21 protein-coding genes are annotated in these 20,084 nt (G+C 58.9%); 14 read left to right on the forward strand and 7 right to left on the reverse strand.

What is annotated here, in order from left to right:
- Positions 1-541: 541 nt before the first annotated feature.
- Together HY011_26745 and HY011_26750 are read left to right on the forward strand one after the other, a co-directional pair.
- Positions 542-853, forward strand: coding sequence for a hypothetical protein (locus HY011_26745; GenBank protein MBI3426542.1), 312 nt, complete (start codon positions 542-544; stop codon positions 851-853).
- A gap of 44 nt (positions 854-897) precedes the next feature.
- Positions 898-1,350: an HNH endonuclease gene (locus HY011_26750; protein MBI3426543.1), complete on the forward strand. Its 453-nt coding sequence runs from the start codon at positions 898-900 to the stop codon at positions 1,348-1,350.
- Here the strand turns inward: HY011_26750 and HY011_26755 are convergent.
- From HY011_26755 to queC, 3 genes are read right to left on the reverse strand one after another with little or no spacing between them, the layout of a single operon-like run.
- Positions 1,332-2,252 carry a cation transporter gene (locus HY011_26755; protein MBI3426544.1) on the reverse strand — a complete coding sequence of 307 codons (921 nt, stop codon included), beginning with the start codon at positions 2,250-2,252 and terminating at the stop codon, positions 1,332-1,334. The genes HY011_26750 and HY011_26755 overlap by 19 nt on opposite strands.
- An 18-nt stretch (positions 2,253-2,270) precedes the next feature.
- Positions 2,271-2,900, reverse strand: a complete 630-nt coding sequence (gene queE / locus HY011_26760; protein MBI3426545.1) for a 7-carboxy-7-deazaguanine synthase — start codon at positions 2,898-2,900, stop codon at positions 2,271-2,273.
- Entirely contained in the window at positions 2,897-3,592 is a 696-nt protein-coding gene (gene queC / locus HY011_26765) for a 7-cyano-7-deazaguanine synthase QueC (protein MBI3426546.1), read from the reverse strand. The genes queE and queC overlap by 4 nt, the downstream gene beginning before the upstream one ends.
- Before the next feature lie 179 nt (positions 3,593-3,771).
- Between queC and HY011_26770 the strand changes: the two genes are divergently transcribed.
- Positions 3,772-4,788, forward strand: a complete 1,017-nt coding sequence (locus tag HY011_26770; protein MBI3426547.1) for a hypothetical protein — start codon at positions 3,772-3,774, stop codon at positions 4,786-4,788.
- Positions 4,789-4,794: 6 nt separating this feature from the next.
- Entirely contained in the window at positions 4,795-5,325 is a 531-nt protein-coding gene (locus HY011_26775) for a DUF1071 domain-containing protein (protein MBI3426548.1), read from the forward strand.
- A 140-nt stretch (positions 5,326-5,465) separates the two neighbouring features.
- Here the strand turns inward: HY011_26775 and ilvD are convergent, their stop codons facing one another.
- The 4 genes from ilvD to HY011_26795 all read right to left on the reverse strand — a co-directional run bounded on the left by ilvD (position 5,466) and on the right by HY011_26795 (position 10,452).
- Entirely contained in the window at positions 5,466-7,145 is a 1,680-nt protein-coding gene (gene ilvD, locus HY011_26780; GenBank protein ID MBI3426549.1) for a dihydroxy-acid dehydratase, read from the reverse strand.
- A gap of 306 nt (positions 7,146-7,451) precedes the next feature.
- The gene (locus HY011_26785; GenBank protein ID MBI3426550.1) at positions 7,452-8,483 is read right to left on the reverse strand and encodes a rod shape-determining protein; all 1,032 of its coding nucleotides are present in this window, start codon (positions 8,481-8,483) and stop codon (positions 7,452-7,454) included.
- Positions 8,484-8,560: 77 nt separating this feature from the next.
- On the reverse strand, positions 8,561-9,538 hold the full coding sequence (locus tag HY011_26790; protein MBI3426551.1) for a hypothetical protein: 978 nt from the start codon (positions 9,536-9,538) through the stop codon (positions 8,561-8,563).
- Between the two features lie 125 nt (positions 9,539-9,663).
- Complete coding sequence (locus HY011_26795) at positions 9,664-10,452, reverse strand: helix-turn-helix transcriptional regulator (protein MBI3426552.1); 789 nt, start codon at positions 10,450-10,452, stop codon at positions 9,664-9,666.
- Between the two features lie 215 nt (positions 10,453-10,667).
- Between HY011_26795 and HY011_26800 the strand changes: the two genes are divergently transcribed.
- From HY011_26800 to HY011_26845, 10 genes are all read left to right on the forward strand, one after another.
- The gene (locus HY011_26800) at positions 10,668-12,269 is read left to right on the forward strand and encodes a fatty acid--CoA ligase (GenBank protein ID MBI3426553.1); all 1,602 of its coding nucleotides are present in this window, start codon (positions 10,668-10,670) and stop codon (positions 12,267-12,269) included.
- 6 nt (positions 12,270-12,275) lie between these two features.
- Complete coding sequence (locus tag HY011_26805) at positions 12,276-12,473, forward strand: type II toxin-antitoxin system HicA family toxin (protein ID MBI3426554.1); 198 nt, start codon at positions 12,276-12,278, stop codon at positions 12,471-12,473.
- A 2-nt stretch (positions 12,474-12,475) separates the two neighbouring features.
- Positions 12,476-12,691, forward strand: a complete 216-nt coding sequence (locus HY011_26810) for a type II toxin-antitoxin system HicB family antitoxin (protein ID MBI3426555.1) — start codon at positions 12,476-12,478, stop codon at positions 12,689-12,691.
- A gap of 524 nt (positions 12,692-13,215) precedes the next feature.
- Positions 13,216-14,874 carry a GMC family oxidoreductase gene (locus HY011_26815; protein MBI3426556.1) on the forward strand — a complete coding sequence of 553 codons (1,659 nt, stop codon included), beginning with the start codon at positions 13,216-13,218 and terminating at the stop codon, positions 14,872-14,874.
- Positions 14,875-14,882: 8 nt separating this feature from the next.
- Positions 14,883-15,638, forward strand: coding sequence for an amino acid ABC transporter ATP-binding protein (locus tag HY011_26820; GenBank protein ID MBI3426557.1), 756 nt, complete (start codon positions 14,883-14,885; stop codon positions 15,636-15,638).
- A gap of 89 nt (positions 15,639-15,727) precedes the next feature.
- The gene (locus tag HY011_26825) at positions 15,728-17,362 is read left to right on the forward strand and encodes an ABC transporter substrate-binding protein/permease (protein ID MBI3426558.1); all 1,635 of its coding nucleotides are present in this window, start codon (positions 15,728-15,730) and stop codon (positions 17,360-17,362) included.
- A 95-nt stretch (positions 17,363-17,457) separates the two neighbouring features.
- Positions 17,458-18,243: an NIPSNAP family protein gene (locus HY011_26830; GenBank protein ID MBI3426559.1), complete on the forward strand. Its 786-nt coding sequence runs from the start codon at positions 17,458-17,460 to the stop codon at positions 18,241-18,243.
- 72 nt (positions 18,244-18,315) lie between these two features.
- Positions 18,316-18,576 (forward strand): type II toxin-antitoxin system ParD family antitoxin, encoded by a 261-nt coding sequence (locus HY011_26835; GenBank protein MBI3426560.1) that lies wholly within the window; start codon positions 18,316-18,318, stop codon positions 18,574-18,576.
- 30 nt (positions 18,577-18,606) lie between these two features.
- Positions 18,607-18,891, forward strand: coding sequence for a type II toxin-antitoxin system RelE/ParE family toxin (locus tag HY011_26840; GenBank protein MBI3426561.1), 285 nt, complete (start codon positions 18,607-18,609; stop codon positions 18,889-18,891).
- A 32-nt stretch (positions 18,892-18,923) separates the two neighbouring features.
- Positions 18,924-20,078, forward strand: a complete 1,155-nt coding sequence (locus tag HY011_26845; protein ID MBI3426562.1) for a hypothetical protein — start codon at positions 18,924-18,926, stop codon at positions 20,076-20,078.
- The last annotated feature ends 6 nt before the right edge of the window (positions 20,079-20,084 follow it).

The raw sequence follows: 20,084 nt of genomic DNA on the forward strand, positions 1-20,084 counted from the left end.
TGGCGCGTGCGGGCTTCATCCAACCGGCCCTGCGCGCGCACGTATTGGCCCAGCGTCTGGCCTTCGATAAATTCCTGCACCAGGTAATACTCACCGGCTTCGCTGAAGAAGGCGTACAGTTTCGGCACCTGATGGCAAACTTCTGAGAGGGCTTCCAGCACAGCGGCTTCGCGTTCAAAACGTTCGCGCACGATTTCATAAGTGCGCGCGTCGAGTTGCTGTTTCGGCCTGAATTTTTTGATGACGCATTTGCGCTGCGACGGCAATTGCCGGTCAACGGCTAAAAAGGTTTCGCCGAACCCGCCAGCATCGCTGAGGGTGCGGATGATTTCGTAGCGGCCCTGCAATAAAGCGTTCATAAGCAGCGAGGTATTGGGAAGACAGAGTGATTGTGCGGACGTGCAAGGTTATACCAGACTTTGGCCGAAATGGCAGTCTAGGCGCACACACCGCACCCATCTTGCCTGATCTTGCAGATGCCCTTATGATCCCCTTTAGTCTGGCGCTGATGGCCGAACAATGAATCAACAGGAGCACGCTTATGTCAAATCGGGTTGAGACAAATGAGGCCAATCAACTGCTTGCCGTGCCCTGCTTAAATGCCTTGCCAGCCAGTCTGCCGGGCGGCGGGGCGTTTGAGTTGGTGCTTGAGCAAAAAGTGCCGATCCTGCGTGCCACTGAAGCCGTGCACGCGCGGGTGGAAGAACTCCTGGCAAAAAATCGTGCCGGCAATCTCACTGAGGCTGAGACGCTCGAGTTAGACCAATACGAAGAACTGGATGATTATTTGAGCCTGCACAATCGGTTGACGCGCAACCTTTTCCTCGCACAACAGGATAGTCTCAGTGGCTGAGAAAATTCCTGCCCCAATCCAAGCGGACGTGCGCCAGCGCGCCAATCATCTTTGCGAGTGCGGACGTGCGCCAGCGCGCCAATCATCTTTGCGAGTACTGCCACGCGGACGAACACTGGCAATGGGATCGCTTCTTCATTGACCACGTCTTCCCAAAAAGCCGCGGGCCAAAAGCCGCAGGCGGCGCAGGTTACGCTTTGCAAAACCTGGCACTGGCTTGCCGCCACTGCAATCGCCGCAAATCCGACAAGCTGTTTGCCATTGACCCTGCCACCGGCCAGCTTGCGCCGCTGTTCAATCCACGGGAACAACAATGGGCGGAGCATTTCACCTGGACGGCGGATGGCTTGCGCATCGTGCCGCTCACCGCCACGGGACGCGCGACTGCGGCCTTACTGGATTTCAACCGGGCGCGCGCCTTGCGAATTCGCGCGGCAGATGTGGCTGTCAAGCGCCATCCGCCCGCCGACGACCCAACTCAAACCACAGAGTCCTGATCCGGCAGATGCGTCGCCAACGGCTCGACGTGAATCGTCGCCACCACCTTGCCAAACTCCTGCTCCAACCGCTGTTCAACCTCTTCGGTAATCGCGTGGGCTGAGATGTGGTCGCGGCCCTCTTCATCATCAATGTGCAAATGCATCTCGATAAAAATTTCGCCGCCGTAGGTGCGCGAGCGAATGTCGTGCACCGAATGGACGCCGGCGACGGCTTCGGCAATCGCGGCGATGCGTTGGGCCGGGACGGGTGCGGCGTCCACCAATACGGGGACGGTGGCTTTGAAAATCTGATAACCGCTGGCCGCGATCATCACCGCGACGCCCAGCGAGACAAGCGGGTCGAACCAGACATAGCCGAGCTTGACCAGGAACAAGCCCGCCAGCACCGAACAACTGACTAGCACATCGCTGCGTGTGTGCGTGGCATCAGCGATCAAAAAAGCGCTTTGCAAGCGTTCGCCTTCGCGGCGCTCGTATACGGTCACAAAGATGTTGATGAGAATCGTGACGACGACTGTGCTGATGGTCAGGGCGGTGATTTCCGGTTTGGGCGCGTCGGCGGCGAGCAGGCGTTGAATGGCGCTCAGGGCCAGTTGGTAGCAAGTGATGAAGAGAAACCCGGCGATGCAAAAGGCCGCGAGCGTTTCAAATTTGGCGTGGCCGTAAGGGTGCTCTTCGTCCGGTTCGGCCATCGCATATTTCATCACCACCAGCCCGACGATATTGTTGAGTGAATCCACGGATGAATGAACCGCATCGCTGATGACGCTCAAGCTGTCGGCCAGTAAACCAGCAATTAATTTGCCGATCACGACGGCCACGTTCAGCCCAAAGGTCAGCCAGAGCACGCGCCGCACGCCCGCCTGATAAACCGCTTTGTCCATTTTGAGGTTGCTCATTTGCTTTACGGCCCTGCCTTATGGAATGCCGATCAGTTTGTGTGTCTGCAAGCTCAGCCGCCACTGCGGATGGGCCAAACAATACTGCGTCGCCAGTTGCGTATTCAGTTCGCGCGCTGGCCCGTCCATCGGCTGCAAGAAAAAATATTGAAACGCCAAGTGCGCAAAGCGTTCCGGCGCTGCGCCCGCTTGCGGAAAGACGAGCTTGAGTTCGTTGCCGCTTTTCAAAACCAACTCCGCGCCCGCCTTTGGACTCACGCAAACCCAGTCAATCCCTTGCGGCGGCAATTGTGTCCCATTGGTTTCGATGGCGATGGCAAAGCCGCGCGCGTACAAGGCAGCCACTAAAGGGTCATCCAGTTGCAACAATGGTTCACCGCCCGTGCAAACAACCAGCGGCTGTCCACCGCCCGGCCAGCGCGCTGCAACAGCATCGGCCAATGCTGCCGCCGTTTCAAACTTACCGCCGCCAGGGCCATCGGTGCCAAAAAAATCGGTGTCGCAAAACTGGCAGACCGCTGTGGCGCGATCCGCTTCCCTACCCGACCAGAGGTTGCAACCGGCAAAGCGACAAAAGACGGCGGCGCGCCCGGCCTGTGCGCCTTCGCCCTGCAAGGTGTAATAAATCTCTTTGACCGTATAACTCATCTTGTCGCGTACCGCACCGGATCAACCGCGCCCGCTTCGGCGAAACCTTTCAAGCGCAGCAAACACGAATCGCATTGCCCGCAAGCGATGCCCTCCGGCGTCGGGTCATAACACGAATGCGTCAGCGCGTAATCCACATCCAGCGCCAGCCCGCGCTGGATGATTTGCGCCTTGCTCAATTCGATCAGCGGCGTATGGATTTTCAGGCGCTGCGTGCCTTCCACACCTGCCTTGGTCGCCAGATTCGCCATCTGTTCAAACGCGGCGATGTATTCGGGCCGGCAGTCGGGATAGCCGGAATAATCGAGCGCATTGACGCCGATGAAAATGTCGTTGGCCCAGCGCGTTTCGGCATAGGCCAGCGCAAAGGACAGAAAGACCGTATTGCGCGCGGGCACATAGGTCACCGGAATGTCGTGCGACATTTCGTCCAGCGAACGCTGCTTCGGCACGGCGATGTCCGCCGTCAACGCCGAACCACCAAACACGCGCAGGTCAATCTCCGCCACCACGTGTTCGGCGACTTGAAAGTGCGCGGCCACGCGGCGCGCGGCCTCCAATTCGACCGCGTGGCGCTGACCATAGCGGAAGCTCAAGGCGTGCACGGTAAAACCGGCCTCGCGTGCCAGCGCCAGCACCGTGGCCGAATCCAGGCCGCCACTCAGCAGCACAATTGCTCTTTTGGCATTCATTCTGATTTGATCCCTTTCGGTGCGTCCATCCTAAGTTACAGTTCGCAACCGATTCAAGCGCCCCCTGCCGCTCGCTGGCCCCAGATGCGGCGGGCCTGTTGCCGCTCAAGACGTTTGCTGGTATAAACCTGCTGTCCTCCCCGTATCAACAATCGTTTTCAGCACAAATAAAAACCGTCATGCAAAGCGATCAAGTCACCCGATACCTGTTGGGACAATTGCCGGAAAGTGAAATTCAACGCCTCAATCTGTTGCGCGAGACGGACGAGAACTTTCGTCAGCGCGTCACCATCGTCGAAGACGACCTGATTGACTGCTTCACCAAAGGCCAACTCCAAGGCGAAGATTTGATGCGGTTCCGCCGCTATTTCCTGGCTTCCGCCGCCAATCGCGAGCGCGTCAAGGTGGCGCAAGGCTTCCTGGATGACCTGCGCGCCACGCAATTGGATGCCCCGCCCACCTGGTGGGAACGCGCCGTACCGGTCACGTTCAAAACCTCGCTCGAAGATTTCTGGCAACGCGCCGGACAGGACTTTTGGGCCACCGTGCGCGAACCGTTGCTCATCGGGTTGCGCGGCGTCGGGCTGCTGCTTTTTGTCTGGTGCCTCTATCTGGCCTTTGATCTGGTGCGCTTACGCAATCGTGTGGCTGAATTACAGGCCAACGAAGAGATCACCCAACCCGCCGTGCCGCGCACCGTGCCAGCCACAGCGCCCGCGCCCACCAACAACCAATTGGCCCAGCAAATAGATCAATCGCGGGAAAAACTTGGACAACTCAAGGCCGCGATCAATACCGAACCAACCGCTGAGCCAGCGACTTCCCCGCTGGCCGTCAATGCCGCCGAATTACAGGCGGCCTCGTTCAATCTGCGCCCGGCAGCGCGCGGAGCCGAAGGCGTACCGGAACTCGCCGTCACCCCGGCCACCGAGGATGTCGCCTTTCAACTCGAACTGGGCCGCGATGAGCGCGCCAGTTACCGGGCCGAACTGCGCGCCCAACCGGATGGCTTGCGCCTCTGGCAAAGCGGCACACTCAAAGCCCGCGCCAAAGATTATGGCAATAAAGTGCTCGAAGTCCGCGTGCCCGCCGCCTTGCTCAAATCGCGCGCCTACACGCTGAAAGTTTACGGCACCAACAATAACGGCAGTTCCGAAGAAGCCCTCAATTATTCATTTCGCATCAACAAGCCTTAACTTGCTATGAATAAAAACGGCGATCCAAATGTTGAACTTGAAGTGACCGACGATGAACTTGACGATCTAGGCGACGAGCAGGCGGAAGACGCGCCCAAAGGTAAATCCAAACCAGGCCCGCCCAAAGGCCAGCGTCCGCTGCGTTCAATCAATGACATTATTTCCGACCTGTCCAAACCGATCAAAGCGCGCCACCTGCGCCAAAAAGTGCGCGCGGGCCAACGGCTCGATTTCATCCCTTGGTATCACGCCATCAAGTATCTGGATTTGTATGCGCCGGGCTGGAGCTATGAGGTGCGGCACGCGCTCTGGAATAACGAAGGCCGCCTCGTGCTGACCGTGCGGCTCTCGTTCCCCTGTCTGGAAGGCGTCGTTTACCGCGATGCCACCGGCACGGAAGAAGAACCCGAAGAGGGCGAGCGCATGTACGGCGACCCCTCGTCGAATGCCGAAAGCATGGCCTTGCGGCGGGCGGCGGCGAAATTCGGGCTGGGGCTGTATCTGTACAACAAAGAGCGCAATACCGAGGGACGCTGAAACAGCCAGCGGCGCAAAACATTCTCCCTTCTCCCTTCTCAATTCTCCATTCTTATACAGGCCAAGCCTGGGCCTACTGCAAATGAATGGAGAATGAAAAATTGAGAAGGGAGAATGTTTTGCGCCAGAACCATAGCGGATTACTGCGCCCGCAAGATCGCGCCTTCTGCCGCCGACGAAACCAGCGCCGCGTATTTATGAAACACCCCTGATTTGTAACGCGGCTCTGGCACTTGCCATTCCGCCAGCCGGGCTTCAATTTCAGCATCGGTCAGTTCGACGCGCAGGCTGCGCTTGGCGATATGAATGTCAATGAGGTCGCCTTCGCGCACGGCGGCCAGCGGGCCGCGCATGGCGGCTTCGGGGGCCACGTGACCGACGCAGAAACCGCGCGTGGCGCCGCTGAAGCGCCCGTCGGTAATGAGCGCGACGGTTTCGCCCAGGCCAGCGCCAGCGATTGCGCCTGTCACGCCGAGCATCTCACGCATACCGGGGCCGCCCTTCGGCCCTTCGTAGCGGATCACGACCACGTCGCCGGCTTGAATCTGATGCTCCTGCACGGCGCGCATAGCGTCCTCTTCGCATTCAAACACGCGCGCGGGGCCGCGATGGTGCTTGCGTTCAAAGCCGGAAAGCTTCAGCACGCAGCCTTCGGGCGCGATGTTGCCTTTCAGAATGACCAGCCCACCATTTGGCTTGATCGGGTTGTTGGTCGAGTAAACGACATCCTGGCCCGGCGTTTCGTCGGCCAACTCGGCTTCCTGTTTGATCGTTAAACCGCTGACGGTCAGTTGCTCGCCGTGCATATAGCCGCCTTCGACCAGCCGCCGCGCGACCAGACCGATGCCGCCCGCCTTGCCCAGATCAATCGCGGCATATTTGCCGCCCGGTTTCAAATCGGCAATCAGTGGTGTGCGTGCGCTGATCGTGTCGAAATCGTCAATGGTCAACGGCACACCCGCTTCGCGCGCCATTGCCAAGAGGTGCAAGACGGCATTTGTCGAACCGCCCGTTGCCGCCACGCCCGTGATGGCGTTCTCAAACGCCGCGCGCGTCAGGATGTCGCTCGGACGGGTACCGCGCCGCAGCAAATCCACGATGTATTTGCCCGCTTCGTAAGCCGTCTGTTCTTTGCGCGGATCAACCGCCGAAACGCTGCCCGTGCCCATCACGGCCAAGCCGATGAATTCCATCACCATCGCCATCGTGTTCGCAGTGAATTGGCCGCCGCACGCACCGGCACCCGGACAAGCGGCGTTTTCGACTTCGAGCAACCCGGCATCGCTCAACGTGCCTGCGGCGTTCGCGCCCACGGCTTCAAAGACATCCTGCACGGTCACGTCGCGCCCCTGGAAATGGCCCGGCGCAATCGAACCGCCGTACAAAATCAGTGACGGCACATCCAGCCGGATCAAGCCCATCGCTGCGCCCGGAATTGTTTTGTCGCAGCCGACAATCGCGATCATCGCGTCGAAAAGGTACCCGCGTCCGACCAATTCAATCGAATCGGCAATCAGGTCGCGGCTGACCAGCGAAGCCTTCATCCCCTCGGTGCCCATCGTCACGCCGTCGCTGATCGAGATAGTATTGAATTCCATCGGCGTCGCCCCGGCGGCGCGGATGCCTTCCTTAACCTTGACGGCCAGATCGCGGTGATTGAAGTTGCACGGCATGGTTTCGATCCACATATGCGCCACGCCAATGATCGGTTTAGCCAGGTCTTCGTCGTCAAAGCCAATGGCTTTCAGCATCGAACGCGCGGGGGCACGATCGCGCCCGTTAGTGATGATGTGACTGCGATGTTTCGGCTCAAAAGTCATAATAATTCCCAGCGCGGGTCATAACTGCCCGCTTGCTCCTTAATAATTTTGGAATGGATTTGTCACGCCCGGTCGCTAGGGGCGTTGACCGCTCAAAGCACCAACTTGGTGGGCGGCATTGTGGCGGAGATTGGCGGGGGGTGCAAGGTTGGTTTGAGAGGTGTTGGCACACCCATCGTCAAAGGATACGAGCAAAATTGTGGGCGGACACAGCACAAGAGCATGGAGTTCAGGCTTCAGCCTGTGTTCATTCTCTCCAACACAGGCTGAAGCCTGAACTCCATGCTCTTTGGCGCAAATCTTGGGTCAGTTCATGCTCCAGATATTCGTTTGCACCCCAACGGCCAACATCTGCCGCGCCCCATTGATGACCGCGTGCATAGGATTGCGGGCCGGGCGCACCTCCAACGAAGTTTCCGCCGCGAGCAGTTCGGCCAGCCCGGTCAGATGCGCGCCGCCGCCGGTCAGGTGGATGCCGCTCTCGATCACTTCGCAGGCCAATTCGTCCGGCAGGTCGCGCAGGCTTTGGGTGACGGCGTTGACGATGACGGCCAAGACGGGTTGCATCGCCGCCGCGACACTTTCGCCCTGCACATAAACGCGCCGCAATAATCTGGAATCGCAATCCGCGCCGGCAATCACAAACGGTGTCGCGGGCAGTGCTTGCCGTCCCGTACCGATCTGTTTGATCAGACGCTGGGCTTCGCGGCTGTAGATGTTGACGCCTTCCTGTTCGGCAATCAGCTTGGCGACGACTTGGATCAGGTCGCTGCAAGCGGTGCGCGCGGCGGCCGTGGCGACCAGTTCGCCCGCCCGAATGACCGCGATGTCGGTGACGCCGTCGCCGATGTCCACGAGCATCTGTGCGTGTTCGGACGAAACGTCCATGCCGATGCCGATGGCGGCGGCCAGCGGTTCCGGCACCAGTACGACGGCAGCAGCACCCGCGCGCCGGGCCGCTTCGGTCAACGCATTACGCTCGGCTTCACAGGCGTCGGTCGGCGCGCAGGCCAACACGCGCGGACGAAACAAGCCAAAGCGGCGGGCGCGTTTTAACAGCGGTTTTAACAACGCCGTCGCCGCGTCCACATCCGCGACGACGCCGGCCCGCAGCGGCGAAAGCAACCGTGCCCCGCGTTCCAGCAAAGGCATGTGCGTGGCAGTAAAGTCCACGGCCTCAACCGAACCTGTTTCCCGGCGCACCTGCACCACCGAGGGTTCATCGGCCAGCAAGCCGCAACCGTGCGCATACAGGCGCGTGTTGGCCGTGCCTAAATCCAGCGCAATGTCCGGATGCGCGAGAATTTTGCGCAGACGAGTACCAAACGATAATTGCATATAAAAACTTCCGGGCACTCTTAAATAATTGGGAGATTAAGCGGTAGGAGGCATTGTACGCGCTCGGCCCGATTTTTTCACTTGGCGGAGCGCAACATTTGAAAAAATGGCGCGGGCAACTTTTCGCTGGTCGTCACCAGCGCCTTGCCATCCAGCGTGTAGCTGATCGCCTCGCCCTGTTTTTCCAGCGGAATTTTGATCGTTTGAGGTTCGGCGTTGAACAAGGTTTCAAACTTGCCGCCCGTGCGCGCCAATTCCAGCGCGGTGAAATAGGTGCGAATGACAACGCGCTTGCCATCCGGCGAGGTGGCCGCGCCCGTGACCAACACCAATTGCGAAATCGCCAGCAGGGCCTTGCCCGTCGTGACCTTTTCCAGTGTCACCGTTTTCCCGGCTTGTAATGGCAGCGGAAAACGATAAACCGCACAGGGCGGCGTCATCTTTTTTGTCACGAGGTAGGGCCGCCCGCTTTGCGGATCGAGGAAGAGCGCCTCGGCGTCGTGTTTGCCGTCGGGATAGCGAAACGGAAACGCTTCGGCAACCTCGGTCTCGTCCATCAAAACACGTTTTGGCACGGCCCCAGCCAGGCTTGGTTCAGCCACGCGGTAAAGCGTCAGTTCACTGCGCGATAAACTGTTGTTGCCGCTGTCGGCGAGATACAAGGCCGGTTTACCGTCCGGGCCGGGGCCGCTTGCCAGGTCTTCCCAATCTACGTTTTTAGCTTCGGTCACGGTGAATTTCGCCAACAACTGCCCACGGCTGTTGACGGCGTAAAGGCGCGCCTGATCGCCGCTGTCGTTGTGCACCCACCATGCGCCGCGCAGCGTGCGGCTGGGCGTGAGGCCAGAGATTTCGGTTAATTGCGGATCGGTGATCGTGCCCAGGAGTTTGGCCGTTTCATAGCGCGCGCCGCCGATCAGGTCTTGCAAAGGCACGACCGGTGCGGGTTGCGTATCGGCTTTGGTCTTTGGGTCAGTGCTAAATGCACAACTGCCCAAAAGCGCAGCGTGCAACAACAGCAAAGCGAGCCAGCGAAAAGAAATTTGCTTCGACATCTTTGGGTATTTCTATATCGTTCGGCTGCGTGGCAGTAGCCGAAGGTGAGGGAGGGCAAGTTGCAAATGTAAGCCGATGGCGCTTGGTTGACGCCTGCCCTCCCTCACGGTCGGGCTACTGCCACTCAATTCAGTTTTGTCGCCGCCTCACGAAAGGCTTTCGGCGTCAGCCCGCTGGCCGCGCGAAAGACTTTGGTGAAGTGGCTTTGGCTAGTATAGCCGACGCGCGCGCCGATCTCGCCGATGCTCAAGTCAGTCTCGGCCAGCAAGCGCCGCGCGCGTTCCAGCCGCACCCCCGCCAGATAAGCGTGCGGTGTCGCGCCGGTGATCTTTTTGAACAGGCGCGCGAAATGAAACTCGCTCAAATAGGCCGCGCCCGCGATTTCGGCCAGACTGAGTTCGCGCCCGCAATTGTCGTGCATAAATTCAAGCGCGCGGCGCAACCGGCGATCCACGATGCCGACGCGCGACAATTCGATTTCATCCGAACGCTGCACGTTGATGTGCCGGCGCAGCAGGTGGACGCTGAGTTGCTGTATGCCCGACGCGATCATCTCGCGCCAGCCCGCCGCGCCGCTTTCCATCTCGTTGATGATAGCGTCCAGTGTCGCACGCAAGCGGATGTCGCTGACCGGTTGCCCAGCGTGGCGAAAGAGCAATTGCGCCGCCGTGCGCAGCAAGCGCAACCGCGTCGCCGTTTCGATCAGCAGTTGCGGCGCAAGGCGCACGAGCAGCGCTTCGCCGCGTGATGGTTCAAGCCGACAGGCGGTGTGCGGATTGAACAGCCGCAGCGACGCTGACGCGGGAACGTAAACAAGCAGAAAGTCCGGTTGCGCGGGCAATTCACTGGCGCGCCGCGACGGCGCGCGGCGTTCGAGCGAGAAGTTTGATTCGATGACGAGGGCGGATTTCATGTGCTGGTTCGGGCGGCGATGATGCCGGTTGCGCTGAATTTTCGCAATGCGGGCTTTGTGCTATAAGCTGCTTGAACAGACATCAGACCACAGACATCAGACCACAGACCTTTGGCGCACAACATCTCGCCACACAGGTCGCTGGTTTGAACTTCGAGGCCTGAAGTCTGAAGTCTGAAGTCTGAAGTCTGAAGTCTGAAGTCTGAGGTCTGACAATGATTGTTCCACTCAACGAATACGACTTTCTCAAACGCGCGCTGGCTGTGTATGGCGATTGCGAAGCCATCGTGTCGGGCGACTTGCGGCTGACTTATAAACAATTCGGCGCGCGCGTGAACCGCTGGGCCAACTGGATGCGTTCAATGGGTGTGCAACCGGGCGACCGCGTGGCGATCATTTCGCAAAACAGCCACCGCTTGCTAGACGGCTTTTTCGGCGCGCCGCTGATTGGCGCGGTCTATATGCCGATCAACTTCCGCCTGGTCGCCAGCGATTTTGAATACATCCTCAACCACGCTGAGGCCAAGCTCGTGATTGTCGAAGATGGACTCACCGACGCCGTGGACGGTATTCGTCCGCAATTGAAAAGCATTGAGCGGTTCATTGTGTGTAGCGACGAAGCGGGTCAAGCACGCGAAGGTTGGGAAGACTATGAAACCTTGCTGGCCGCAGCATCCGCAGATGCGCCTGTGCCCGCAACCGTAGACGAAAACGACACGGCTTGCATTCTCTACACCTCCGGCACGACGGGGCGGCCTAAAGGCGTGATGCTGACGCATCGCAACCTGTATCTGAACGCCATGAATTCCGTCATCGAATTTGGCCTGACCCACGACGATGTGTATCTGCACACGCTGGCGCAGTTCCATTGCAACGGCTGGGGACTGCCTTATGCCGTGACGGGCGTCGGCGCGAAACACGTCATCGTCAAAAAGTACGAACCGGCTAGCTTCTTTGAATTGGTGACGAAAGAGCGGATGACCTTTGCCTGTATGCCGCCGACGATGATTAACATGGCGCTGAACCATCCGCTGACCGACGAACAGCGTGCCGTCCTGCCCCGCGCGGGCGTCCGCGTCGCCACCGCCGGTTCTGCCCCGCCCCGCGCCCTGATCGAAGGCATGCAGGAGCGCCTCGGCTGGCAGGTGATTCAGATTTACGGCCTGACTGAAACCTCGCCCTTTCTCACTGTCTCCAAAGTCAAACCGCACATGCGCGACTGGCCCGCCGAAGAGAAGTACCGCGTGCAAACGCGCACCGGCTACGAGATGCTGGGCGTCGAGGTTCGTGTCGTAGACGACAACGGCCAAGACATTCCCGCCAATGGCCAGGCCGTCGGCGAAATCATCGCGCGCAGCAACGTCGTGATGGCCGGGTACTGGCGGCAACCCGAAGCGACCGAGGCCGTCATCGTAGACGGCTGGTTCCACACCGGCGACATGGCAACCATTGACAACGAAGGTATGGTCGAGATCGTAGACCGCAAGAAAGACCTCATCATTTCAGGCGGCGAAAACGTCTCTTCGATTGAAGTCGAAGGCATGCTTTACAAACACCCTGCCGTCCTCGAAGCGGCTTGCATCGGTATCCCCCACGAACAATGGGGCGAAACCATCGCCGCCCTCATCGTGTTGAAGCCGGACGTGACCGCCACCGAAGCCGAGATCATCGCCTTCTGCCGCGCCAACATGGCCCATTTCAAATGCCCGCGCGCCGTGAGTTTCGTGGACGCGCTGCCGCGCACGGCGACGGGCAAGATTCAAAAGAATCAGTTGCGGGAGAAGTATTGGCAGGGGCGCGGGAAGCGCGTGGGTTGAAGTAGAATGAAAGTCAGAGACATCATCAAATGGCTTGAAGACGAGGGCTGGTATTTGGCGCGCACCAAAGGCAGCCATCGTCAATTCAAACATCCGACCAAGCCTGGCACGGTAACTGTCGCAGGCAAGCCCGGTGTAGACGTTCCGCTGGGCACGCTGAACAGCATTTTGAAACAGGCGGGGTTGAAGGATAGCGAGGAGTAATTATGCGGTACGCCGTAATTGTTGAAGAAGGGCCAACCAGCTTTGGCGCGTACGTGCCTGACTTGCCTGGCTGTGTAGCAGTAGGGGAATCACGGGCAGAGGTTGTGCAGTTGATTCAGGAAGCCATCGAATTTCACTTGGAAGGGATGCGCGAAGACGGACAACCAATCCCGACTCCAGCCTATAGCACTGAATACATCGAAGTGCAGGCGGCTTGATGCAAGATATTTATTAGCAGAGAAGCCAAAAGCGCACAGCGATGGCAAAGCAGCAGTTGGGCACCTGTGCCAGTTACAATTTATGTCAGCTTGAATGAAAGGCGAAAAGGAAAGAAATGGCTCAAGTCCTGGTTCAGGTCATTACGTCGTCCAAAGAATCGCTACGAGAGAAAATCATCAATGACACAAAGCTGGGTGAATATGGACTCGAAGTAGTCTCGAAGAAAAACCCTCGGCGAGCATCGGGATGGACGAAACTGCATAGTATCAATGGCGGACATGGAGCGATCAATGTGCAATGGCTCGATGACGCAGCAGTGCTCTTATGCCGTGTAGTAACCAAAGGAAAAGGAAAACCTGACCTAATTATCGGTAACTTCATCTGGTACTTGTTAGGCCGGTATCCGCGAGTCATAGAATCAATCCATATTATTCCGCGATGAACGCAACCAAACGGCACGGCAATGGCTTGAAACAAAAGCCTGTAACGAAAACGAGTTCGCTTTTCCTTGCGAGGCGTCACCATGTCCAAACCAATCTATGACGCCATCGTCGTCGGCTCTGGCGCAGGCGGCGCAACGGCGGCCTACGTGCTGGTCAAGCGCGGCCTGAACGTCCTGTTGCTCGAAGCCGGGCGCATGCTCGACCAAGCCAAAGACTTCAACACGCACACCTGGCCCTATGAACTCAAGTTTCGCGGGCGCGGCAACCCGGGCGAGTATGACGGCCTGTGGAAGATCAACGAATACACCGCGCATCTTTACACCAATCCGCGCAAGGACAAGTACGCCGCTGACCCTGAGTTTCATTGGACGCGGCTGCGCGCGGTGGGCGGGCGCACCAACACCTGGGGCCGCTCGTGCTACCGGCATGGGCCAATGGATTTCAAGACGAAAACCATGCAGGGCTTTGGCGAAGACTGGCCGATCAGTTATGAAGACCTGGCGCCGTATTACGACAAGGCCGAGCGGCTCGTGGGCATTTCGGGGCAGAAAGAAAATTACCTCAACATGCCGGATGGCGTATACGCCGCGCCCGCGCACAAACCGCGTTGCACCGAGTTCCACATCAAAAAGAGTGCCGCCAAGCTTGGCGTACCAGTCGTGCTGGAACGGACGGCGGTGCTGAGCGCGCCTTACGACGGACGTCCGGGTTGTCATTATTGCGGCGCGTGCGGCAATGGCTGCGACGTGCGGGCGCGCTTTTCCAGCCTGGATGTCATCATTCCGAAGCTGCAAGCCAAACGGAATTTCACGCTGCGCACGCACGCCGTCGCGCATCAGGTCTTGGTGGACAACAACGGACGGGCACGCGGCGTTTCGGTTTTTGACGCGCGCACCAAGCGACATTACGAAGTCGCCGCCAAAGCCGTCGTGCTCGCGGCCAGCACGGTCGAATCGGGGCGCATCCTGCTCAATTCAACCTCGCGCTTTCATCCGCGCGGGCTGGGCAATTCATCGGGGCTGGTCGGCCATTACTTGATGGACAGTGTCAAATCGGGCGGGCTGGGCGGCCTCGTGCCCGTGCTGAAAAATCGCGAGCGTGTCAATGAAGACGGCGCGGGCGGCACGCACATCACGATTCCGCGCTTCAATTACAACCGCAAACAGGATTTTCACGGCGGCTACTTCATCTTGACCGGCAGCGGCTTTGACCGGCGTCCGGCGCGCGCGGGCGTGCCAGGCTTCGGGTCAGCGTTGAAAGGGCAAATCCGCGAGGAATACGGCAGCTTGATCACGCTGCGCGGCTATGGCGAACGGCTGCCCGCTTACGACAACTATTTTGAGCTTGATCCCGACAACGTTGACGCTTACGGCATCCCGCAAGTGCGCTTCCACGCGGGCGAAAAGGAAAACGACCGCCGGATGATGGAAGACATGTTCGGCTGGATGGAACAAATCATGCGCGCCGCCGGGGCCGAGGTTTTGCCGTATCGCAAGTACCTGGAACCGCTGGGCGACGCGACGCACGAGTGCGGCACGGCGCGCATGGGTAATGATCCCAAGACCAGCGTGCTGAATCAGTACTGCCAGTCGCACGAAGTCAAAAACCTGTTCGTCACCGATGGCAGTTGTTTCGTCTCGCTGCCCGGCACGCACGGCATCACGACCTGGATTATGGCGCTGGCGTGGCGGGCGTCAGATTATTTGGCGGAACAGATGAAACGCGGCGAACTCGGATAAGGGGGAAAATGAGCGCACTAATTTCCGTAGACAATTTGCGCAAAAGCTTCGGCGACCACGCAGCGCTGGGCGGGGTGAGTTTCTCCGTCGAGACTTCTGAATTGACCGCGATCATCGGCCCGTCGGGTTGCGGCAAATCTACGTTGTTGCGCTGCCTGAACGGGCTGGAACTCTTTGACAGCGGCAGCGTCAGCATCGGCCAGCATCAACTGGCCTGGCAGGCGGGCCAGCCGCCGCGCGATTTGCACGCGCAGTTGCGCCATTTGCGCGAAGAGGTCGGGATGGTTTTTCAAAGCTTCAACCTCTTCCCGCATCTGACCGTCTTGGAAAACGCCACGCTCGCGCCGGTCGTGGTCAAAAAGGTCGCGCGCGACAAAGCCGAAAAGACTGCGCGTGAGTTGCTAGCCAAAGTCGGCCTGAGCGACCGCGTGGATTACTACCCGGCGCAACTTTCCGGCGGCCAGCAGCAACGCGCCGCCATCGCCCGTGCGTTGGCGATGGAACCGAAGGTCATGCTGTATGACGAGCCGACCTCAGCGCTCGATCCCAGCCTGGTGGACGAAGTGTTGAACATTATGCGCAAGCTCGATGACGAGGGGATGACGCAGATTGTAGTGACTCACGAGATGCGTTTTGCGCGCGATGTGGCCGACAAGATTCTCTTTCTGCATGCGGGCGAGTTGGTGGAATCCGGCGCGCCTGAAACGATCTTTACCGCGCCGCGTGATGAACGCACGCGCACCTTCCTGCAACGGTTTTTGTGATGAAAAGTGTGGGGATGATTTTGCGGCTTTGCCGCCTGATGTGCGGAGGGGCTGTGCCCATCCGGCAGGCGTACATTTTCACTGGGGCTATGCCCCAGGCGATTAGGGGCATAGCCCCAGCCTTTTTTTCAAGCCGTTCGCGGAAGGTCCGAGACCTTCCGCACATCGGGCGGCAAAGCCGCGAAACAATCCTGGTTCGGCTGGCGCTAAGTTTGCTCTGTCTTTTGCTCGCACCAATGATTTACGCACAGCAACCGCTGCGCTGGGGCGGCGATGCCGAAGGTGGCGCGCCTTATCTGCTGCCCAATCCGAAAAATCCGCGTGAGATCATTGGCTTTGAGATTGATCTGATGAACGCGCTAGCCGCACAACTCAACCGCCGTTCCGTCTTCGTGCAAAACCAGTGGGATGGGTTGATTCCGGGCTTGCAACGCGGCAACTACGAACTGGTCGTCAATGGACTGGAAATCACCGACGACCGCAAACAGCAAGTCAATTTCTCGCTGCCCTATTACGTCTGCGGCGAACAACTCAGCGTGCGCGTTGAAGAAACCGGCATTCATTCGCTGGTAGATTTGAAAGGCAAAGTCGTCGGCACGCTCAAGGCCTCGCTGGCGCAACGCATTCTCGAACAGGCGGCCGGGATTGAGGTGCGCAGCTACGAAAACCAGAACAACCCTTATGACGATCTGGCGATTGGGCGCTTGCAAGCGGTGCTGATGGATGCGCCGATTGCGGTCTATTACAGCAAGCCGAATCCGAAGCTGAAAATCGTCGGCGAAAGCATTGGCCGGATGGAATACGGCATCGCGCTGCGCAAACACGATGCGGCGCTGTTGCAACAGGTCAACGATGCATTGCTGGCGTTGATTGCAACGGGCGAGTTGCGGCGCATTTATGACAAGTGGGGCATCTGGAACAAAGAGACGGGCGAGCAGTTTGAAAAACTCGTACCCGGCAGCCAAGCCCAAGCCGCGCCGAGCGCGACGCCGGGCGCGGCGATGAAAGACTTCACCGAGAACATCACCAAGCAGGTGACGTGGCGCGAACGGTTGCAACGCTGGCGCATTTATCTGCCGCCGCTGTTGTTGCAGGGCGCGCCGATGACACTGCTAATTTCGTTGCTCTCGATGGCGTTGGCGGTCGCGCTGGGCTTGGCCGTCGCGTTGTTGAATCTTTATGCGCCGCTGCCCTTGCAATGGCTGGCGCGCGCCTACGTCGAAGTGATGCGCGGGACGCCGCTACTGATTCAGTTGTATCTGATCTTTTACGGCCTACCGAATATAGGCATACGCTTTTCGCCGCTGGTCGCGGCAGTGCTGGGCTTGGGCCTGAATTACGCGGCATACGAAGCCGAGAACTATCGCGCGGGGATTCAGGCGATTCCGCGTGGGCAGATGGAAGCGGCGTTGTCGCTGGGCCTAACGCGCTGGCAGGCATTGCGGCATGTGATCGTGCCGCAGGCGCTGCGCTTGGTGATTCCACCTGTGACCAACGATTTCATCGCGCTGTTCAAAGATTCGTCCATCGTCTCGGTCATCACGATGGTCGAGTTGACGAAGGTTTATGGACAATTGGCGGCGACTTACTACGATTATATCGGCGTGGGTTTGCTGACGGCGGCAATTTACTTTTTGATGGGGCTGCCGTTTGTGCGATTGGCGCGTTGGGCTGAAGCGAAGCTGGCGACGGATAAGCGCGCCGGAACAGTACCGCGCGCGTGAGCAAGCGGCTTTGGGCAATTTACTACGAATAGACGCAATGTGACGGCTTCGCTTGCTCACGCGCGCGGTACTGTCTCAATGCAAGGAGTTATCAGATGAATCGGCGAGACATTCTAAAAACAGGCGTGGCTGCGAGCGTTTTGGGCGCGGCCGATTTGAGGGCAACCACGATGGCGGAAAGCAATCACTACTACGAACTGCGCACCTATCAATTGCGCAACGATCAGCAACCGGCACGGCTCAACGAATTTTTCCAGCAGCAGTTCGTGCCGATGGCGAAGCGGCAGGGCATCGGGCCGTATGGTTTTTTCAACGTGATCTCCGGGCAATACTCGCCCAGCCTGATCGTCGTGATTGACTACAAATCGCTGGCCGAAGTGCAGGCGGCGCAGGAGCGCGTCGCTGGCGACAAAGAATTTGTCAAAGCGTGGCAGGCATTCGATGCGGCAGGCGAACCGCCTTACGTGCGCTATGAAAAAGAATTGCTGAAGGCCTTCGACAAGCATCCGCAGATGGAATTGCCGGTAACTGACGAGAAGCGGGCGGCGCGCGTGTTTGAGTTGCGCACTTATGAATCGAAGAACGCCTTCAGCCTGCGCAACAAGGTCGAGATGTTCAATCAGGAAGAGATCAACATCTTTCGCGCGTGCGGTTTTGCGCCGGTGTTTTTTGGCGAGGCGGTGTTTGCCGACCGGATGCCGAAGCTGACGTACATGGTGGGCTTCGACAATATGGCCGCGCGCGAAAAAGCTTGGGATACCTTTCGCGCGAACGCCGATTGGGCGCGCATTCGCACCAAACCGGGTTGGACGGATGCCGAGGCGGTGACCAATAGCCACGCGTCGTTTATTCGCCCGACCAACTATTCGCAGGTTCGCTGAAGCAGGGTTGAGCAAGTTTTGCCGCTGATGTTAAGGTTGTTGGCCAAGGCATGAAAAGGAGCTTGATCGCTTATGACAACACTAAATATCTCGCTACCAGACAACCTGAAAATTTTCATTGACAGCCGTTTGGCCGAAGGCGGTTACGACACCGTCAGCGACTATTTCCATGAGTTGGTAGAGCAAGACCAAGCGCGCAAAGAACAGAAACGGCTCGAAGCCGTCTTGGTGGAGCGGTTGCAAGGCGAGGATTGGGAAGAACTCTCGCCCGCCGACTGGGTCAATCTTCGGCAAGAGTTAAAAGAGCGGCTAGCTGTTGCAGAAAGGGGCTAGCTGCTGACCATCCTGCGCCGCCGCATCTTCGTGAATGAACTGCTCGACATCGCCGAACGGCTTGGCCGCAAAGACCCGCAGGCCGGGCAGGACTTCATTGACGCCTGCGAGGACACCTTTACTCAGCTCGCCGCGATGCCCCGGCTGGGCAGCCCACGCGAGTTTGACCACCCCCATCTGCGCAATGTGCGCATGTGGCGGGTCAAAGGCTACGAAAAATATCTGGTCTTCTATCAAGCCACGCGCACTTCGCTCAAGCTGCTGCACATCGTGCACGGGGCGCGTGATTACAAAACCCTGTTTGAACATGAATGATTCCACGCCGCTCGCTACCCTCAAGCAACGTAATGGAAAACGAAACCGACAACCTGAACCACGCCGCACAACTCCTGGGCGTGGATGCCGGCTGGCTGCAACCCTTCGACGTGACCGACCCGTTCAATGACGATTTGCGGCTGGCGGGCGCGTTGTGCCGCAAGCCGGATCAGCGGTATGGTGCGCTGGTCTTGCTGGAAATTGGCGGCGCTAGCGTGCCGCAAGTGATCCACGCGACGCCGAAGCTGCATTATCCGTTTGATCGCGCGGGCAAGTTCCGCTTTCCGCCGATTCGCCGGATTCACCTTTACGAAAAGCTGGACGGGACGAATGTGCTGGCGTACCGCTATCGGGATGGCGACGGCGCGGCGCGGTTGACCTACAAGCTGCGGCTGTCGCCAGTGTTGCGCAACAGCAAGTGGGGCGATTTTTTGGATTTGTGGCAAGAGCTGTTGCAGCGCCATCCGGCCATCGCGCGGTTGGCCGAAGTGAACGATTGCCAGATGAGCTTTGAGCTATACGGCGCGCGCAATGCGCACTTGATCGCCTACGAAATCGAGTTGGCCGTGGCGGCGCTGTTTGGCGTGCGGCAAATTGGCAATGACGCTGGCAGCGTCGTGCCGCCGCATCAATTGGAATTGCTGGGCGTGCCGGGCGCGGCGTTGCTGGGCGAAATGATCGCGGGCGAAGACCCGGTCGAAAAGTACAACCGCATCCGCGAGGAAATGGAGCGTGGCAACCACGCGACCGATGACGACAAGCTGACCGGCACCGAGGGCCTGGTCTGGTATGTCGAAGAGCCAAGCGGCGCGCTGACCCTGTTCAAATGCAAGCCCGAATCGGTCGAGGCGATTCATTGGGCGCTGGGCATCAACAAACAAGCCGTGCTGGCAACCTGCTGGAATCTGTTGGAGACGCAAGACGAGTTGAGCTACGACGCGCTGTTGCCGCTGTTGCTGGAAGAGTACGGCGCCGAGGAGATCGAAAACTTCCGCCCGCATGTGGAAGATTGCTTGCGGCAGGTGCGCGAGACGCTGGCCTATCGTGAACGCGTGCTGGCGGCCTATCGCGCGTTGGGGCTATCGGTGACGGAACACAAGGCCGAAGTGATGCGCGCGTTGTCGGCGCAATTTCCGCGCGGCGAGATGAAGAAGGTGTACAGCATCGTGGCGCGTTACGGCGCTTGATGGAAA

The organism is Acidobacteriota bacterium (assembly GCA_016196035.1).
Classification (GTDB): Bacteria; Acidobacteriota; Blastocatellia; order RBC074; family RBC074; genus JACPYM01.

Excerpts from the sequence above, each read along its gene's own strand:
- HY011_26815 (MBI3426556.1), top strand. The coding sequence starts at position 13,216 with ATGTCCAAACCAATCTATGACGCCATCGTCGTCGGCTCTGGCGCAGGC.
- queC (MBI3426546.1), bottom strand. The coding sequence starts at position 3,592 with ATGAATGCCAAAAGAGCAATTGTGCTGCTGAGTGGCGGCCTGGATTCG.
- HY011_26845 (MBI3426562.1), top strand. The coding sequence starts at position 18,924 with ATGGAAAACGAAACCGACAACCTGAACCACGCCGCACAACTCCTGGGC.
- queE (MBI3426545.1), bottom strand. The coding sequence starts at position 2,900 with ATGAGTTATACGGTCAAAGAGATTTATTACACCTTGCAGGGCGAAGGC.
- ilvD (MBI3426549.1), bottom strand. The coding sequence starts at position 7,145 with ATGACTTTTGAGCCGAAACATCGCAGTCACATCATCACTAACGGGCGC.
- HY011_26755 (MBI3426544.1), bottom strand. The coding sequence starts at position 2,252 with ATGAGCAACCTCAAAATGGACAAAGCGGTTTATCAGGCGGGCGTGCGG.
- HY011_26785 (MBI3426550.1), bottom strand. The coding sequence starts at position 8,483 with ATGCAATTATCGTTTGGTACTCGTCTGCGCAAAATTCTCGCGCATCCG.
- HY011_26745 (MBI3426542.1), top strand. The coding sequence starts at position 542 with ATGTCAAATCGGGTTGAGACAAATGAGGCCAATCAACTGCTTGCCGTG.
- HY011_26835 (MBI3426560.1), top strand. The coding sequence starts at position 18,316 with ATGACAACACTAAATATCTCGCTACCAGACAACCTGAAAATTTTCATT.
- HY011_26805 (MBI3426554.1), top strand. The coding sequence starts at position 12,276 with ATGAAAGTCAGAGACATCATCAAATGGCTTGAAGACGAGGGCTGGTAT.
- HY011_26830 (MBI3426559.1), top strand. The coding sequence starts at position 17,458 with ATGAATCGGCGAGACATTCTAAAAACAGGCGTGGCTGCGAGCGTTTTG.
- HY011_26800 (MBI3426553.1), top strand. The coding sequence starts at position 10,668 with ATGATTGTTCCACTCAACGAATACGACTTTCTCAAACGCGCGCTGGCT.
- HY011_26795 (MBI3426552.1), bottom strand. The coding sequence starts at position 10,452 with ATGAAATCCGCCCTCGTCATCGAATCAAACTTCTCGCTCGAACGCCGC.
- HY011_26825 (MBI3426558.1), top strand. The coding sequence starts at position 15,728 with ATGCCCCAGGCGATTAGGGGCATAGCCCCAGCCTTTTTTTCAAGCCGT.
- HY011_26810 (MBI3426555.1), top strand. The coding sequence starts at position 12,476 with ATGCGGTACGCCGTAATTGTTGAAGAAGGGCCAACCAGCTTTGGCGCG.
- HY011_26820 (MBI3426557.1), top strand. The coding sequence starts at position 14,883 with ATGAGCGCACTAATTTCCGTAGACAATTTGCGCAAAAGCTTCGGCGAC.
- HY011_26775 (MBI3426548.1), top strand. The coding sequence starts at position 4,795 with ATGAATAAAAACGGCGATCCAAATGTTGAACTTGAAGTGACCGACGAT.
- HY011_26790 (MBI3426551.1), bottom strand. The coding sequence starts at position 9,538 with ATGTCGAAGCAAATTTCTTTTCGCTGGCTCGCTTTGCTGTTGTTGCAC.
- HY011_26770 (MBI3426547.1), top strand. The coding sequence starts at position 3,772 with ATGCAAAGCGATCAAGTCACCCGATACCTGTTGGGACAATTGCCGGAA.